Below are 4,035 nucleotides of genomic sequence, written 5' to 3'. Positions count from 1 at the left end.
AAGGCTCCCACCTATCCTGTACAAGCTGTACCAACATTCAATATCAGGCTACAGTAAAGCTCCACGGGGTCTTTCCGTCCTGTCGCGGGTAATGCGCATCTTCACGCATAGTATAATTTCACCGGGTCTCTCGTTGAGACAGTGCCCAAGTCGTTGCACCTTTCGTGCGGGTCGGAACTTACCCGACAAGGAATTTCGCTACCTTAGGACCGTTATAGTTACGGCCGCCGTTTACTGGGGCTTCGGTTCAACGCTTCGCCCGAAGGGCTAACGCATCCCCTTAACCTTCCAGCACCGGGCAGGTGTCAGCCCCTATACTTCGCCTTACGGCTTCGCAGAGACCTGTGTTTTTGATAAACAGTCGCTTGGGCCTTTTCACTGCGGCTTGCTAGGTCGTAGCCTAGACAAGCACCCCTTCTCCCGAAGTTACGGGGTCATTTTGCCGAGTTCCTTAACGAGAGTTCTCCCGATCACCTTAGGATACTCTCCTCGCCTACCTGTGTCGGTTTGCGGTACGGGCACCTCTCTCCTCGCTAGAGGCTTTTCTTGGCAGTGTGAAATCAGGGACTTCGGTACTTATGTTCCCTCCCCATCACAGCTCAAGCTCTCGGTGGACGGATTTGCCTATCCACCACTCTTGCTGCTTGGGCGCGTTCATCCAATGACGCGCTTCCCCTATCCTCCTGCGTTCCCCCATTGCTCAAATGGAGAGGAGGTGGTACAGGAATGTCAACCTGTTATCCATCGCCTACGCCTTTCGGCCTCGGCTTAGGTCCCGACTAACCCTGAGCGGACGAGCCTTCCTCAGGAAACCTTAGGCATACGGTGAAGAAGATTCTCACTTCTTTTTCGCTACTCATACCGGCATTCTCACTTCTAAACGCTCCACTAGTCCTCACGGTCTAGCTTCAACGCCTTTAGAACGCTCTCCTACCACTGTCCTACGGACAATCCGCAGCTTCGGTGATGTGTTTAGCCCCGGTATATTTTCGGCGCAGCGTCACTCGACCAGTGAGCTATTACGCACTCTTTAAATGGTGGCTGCTTCTAAGCCAACATCCTGGTTGTCTAAGCAACGCCACATCCTTTTCCACTTAACACATACTTAGGGACCTTAGCTGGCGGTCTGGGCTGTTTCCCTTTCGACTATGAACCTTATCACCCATAGTCTGACTCCCAACGATAAGTCATTGGCATTCGGAGTTTGACTGAATTCGGTAACCCGATAGGGGCCCCTAGTCCAATCAGTGCTCTACCTCCAAGACTCTCACGTTGAGGCTAGCCCTAAAGCTATTTCGGAGAGAACCAGCTATCTCTGTGTTCGATTGGCATTTCACCCCTACCCACACCTCATCCCCGCATTTTTCAACATACGTGGGTTCGGGCCTCCAGTCAGTGTTACCTGACCTTCACCCTGGACATGGGTAGATCACACAGTTTCGGGTCTACGGTGTCCGACTCATTCGCCCTATTCAGACTCGCTTTCGCTGCGGCTCCAGGTCTTCCCTTTAACCTTGCCGACCACCGTAACTCGCCGGTTCATTCTACAAAAGGCACGCCGTCACCCATTAACGGGCTCCGACTACTTGTAAGCACACGGTTTCAGGTTCTCTTTCACTCCCCTTCCGGGGTTCTTTTCACCTTTCCCTCACGGTACTGGTTCACTATCGGTCACTAGGGAGTATTTAGCCTTGGGAGATGGTCCTCCCAGATTCCGACGGAATTTCACGTGTTCCGCCGTACTCAGGATCCACTCCGGAGGAATGGCGATTTCAACTACCGGGCTGTTACCGTCTTTGGCGGACCGTTCCAGGTCGCTTCGTCTACCGTCATTCTTGGTAACTCCAATGGAGTGTCCTACAACCCCAAGACGCATGCGTCTTGGTTTGGGCTGATTCCGTTTCGCTCGCCGCTACTTAGGAAATCGCATTTGCTTTCTCTTCCTTCGGGTACTGAGATGTTTCAGTTCCCCGAGTTGCCTTCCGTCACCTATGAATTCAGTGACGGATGCTACCCCATTACGGATAGCGGGTTTCCCCATTCGGACATCCCCGAGTCAACGCTTACTTACAGCTCGTCGAGGCATATCGGTGTTTGTCCCGTCCTTCTTCGGCTCCTAGTGCCAAGGCATTCACCGTGCGCTCTTAATCACTTAACTTCTATACGTGAAAAGACATGACAATCTTTTTTAAATCGTTTCGATGCTTTGGCGTTCGTATTTAGTTTTCAAGGTTCTTAACAAAATGGTGGAGCCTAGCGGGATCGAACCGCTGACCTCCTGCGTGCAAAGCAGGCGCTCTCCCAGCTGAGCTAAGGCCCCAAGTAATGGAGTTTTGAAGATGGTGGGCCTGAGTGGACTTGAACCACCGACCTCACGCTTATCAGGCGTGCGCTCTAACCAGCTGAGCTACAGGCCCATCTTATTATATTTAGTATAAAATTTCAAGCCTTCAAAACTAAACAAAATAGCACTGNTCCGTTTCGCTCGCCGCTACTTAGGAAATCGCATTTGCTTTCTCTTCCTTCGGGTACTGAGATGTTTCAGTTCCCCGAGTTGCCTTCCGTCACCTATGAATTCAGTAACGAATGCTACCCCATTACGGATAGCGGGTTTCCCCATTCGGACATCCCCGAGTCAACGCTTACTTACAGCTCGTCGAGGCATATCGGTGTTTGTCCCGTCCTTCTTCGGCTCCTAGTGCCAAGGCATTCACCGTGCGCTCTTAATCACTTAACTTCTATACGTGAAAAGACATGACAATCTTTTTTAAATCGTTTCGATGCTTTGGCGTTCGTATTTAGTTTTCAAGGTTCTTAACCTTGGGTCCATGAGGACACCAAAAAGGTTTTGAAGGACATTCAATCCTTCAAAACTAAACAAAATAGCACTATAGTCTCCGTTATCTTCCTTAGAAAGGAGGTGATCCAGCCGCACCTTCCGATACGGCTACCTTGTTACGACTTCACCCCAATCATTGGTCCCACCTTCGGCGGCTAGCTCCAAAAGGTTACCCCACCGACTTCGGGTGTTACCAACTCTCGTGGTGTGACGGGCGGTGTGTACAAGGCCCGGGAACGTATTCACCGTGGCATGCTGATCCACGATTACTAGCGATTCCGGCTTCATGCAGGCGAGTTGCAGCCTACAATCCGAACTGAGAATGGCTTTTTGGGATTTGCTTCACCTCGCGGCTTCGCGGCCCATTGTACCATCCATTGTAGCACGTGTGTTGCCCAGGTCATAAGGGGCATGATGATTTGACGTCATCCCCACCTTCCTCCGGTTTGTCACCGGCAGTCACCTTAGAGTGCCCAACTGAATGCTGGCAACTAAGGTTAAGGGTTGCGCTCGTTGCGGGACTTAACCCAACATCTCACGACACGAGCTGACGACAACCATGCACCACCTGTCACTCGGTCCCCGAAGGGAAGACCCTATCTCTAGGGTGGTCCGAGGATGTCAAGACCTGGTAAGGTTCTTCGCGTTGCTTCGAATTAAACCACATGCTCCACCGCTTGTGCGGGCCCCCGTCAATTCCTTTGAGTTTCAGCCTTGCGGCCGTACTCCCCAGGCGGAGTGCTTATTGCGTTAACTGCAGCACTAAGGGTGGAACCCCCTAACACCTAGCACTCATCGTTTACGGCGTGGACTACCAGGGTATCTAATCCTGTTCGCTCCCCACGCTTTCGCGCCTCAGCGTCAAGCACAGACCAGAGAGCCGCCTTCGCCACTGGTGTTCCTCCACATCTCTACGCATTTCACCGCTACACGTGGAATTCCGCTCTCCTCTTCTGTCTTCAAGTTCCCCAGTTTCCAATGACCGCTTGCGGTTGAGCCGCAAGATTTCACATCAGACTTAAGGAACCGCCTGCGCGCGCTTTACGCCCAATAATTCCGGACAACGCTTGCCACCTACGTATTACCGCGGCTGCTGGCACGTAGTTAGCCGTGGCTTTCTGGTTAGGTACCGTCAAGGCTCCGCCCTATTCGAACGGAACTTGTTCTTCCCTAACAACAGAGTTTTACGACCCGAA

2 tRNA genes and 2 rRNA genes are annotated in these 4,035 nt (G+C 52.0%); all 4 read right to left on the bottom strand.

The features are described 5' to 3' along the window. Positions 1–2,158 (bottom strand): 23S ribosomal RNA (locus tag ACFSW4_RS00085); the annotation flags it as partial. Positions 2,159–2,244: 86 nt separating this feature from the next. Continuing rightward, positions 2,245–2,320: transfer RNA gene (locus tag ACFSW4_RS00080), tRNA-Ala, on the bottom strand. A gap of 20 nt (positions 2,321–2,340) precedes the next feature. Next, a tRNA-Ile gene (locus tag ACFSW4_RS00075) sits at positions 2,341–2,417 on the bottom strand. Positions 2,418–2,913: 496 nt separating this feature from the next. Next, positions 2,914–4,035, bottom strand: a 16S ribosomal RNA gene (locus ACFSW4_RS00070); the annotation flags it as partial.

Origin of the sequence: Piscibacillus salipiscarius, from assembly GCF_042685285.1 — a bacterium.
In the GTDB taxonomy this organism is placed as follows: Bacteria; Bacillota; Bacilli; order Bacillales; family Alkalibacillaceae; genus Piscibacillus; species Piscibacillus salipiscarius.
This window is presented reverse-complemented; position numbering and strand designations above follow the sequence as displayed.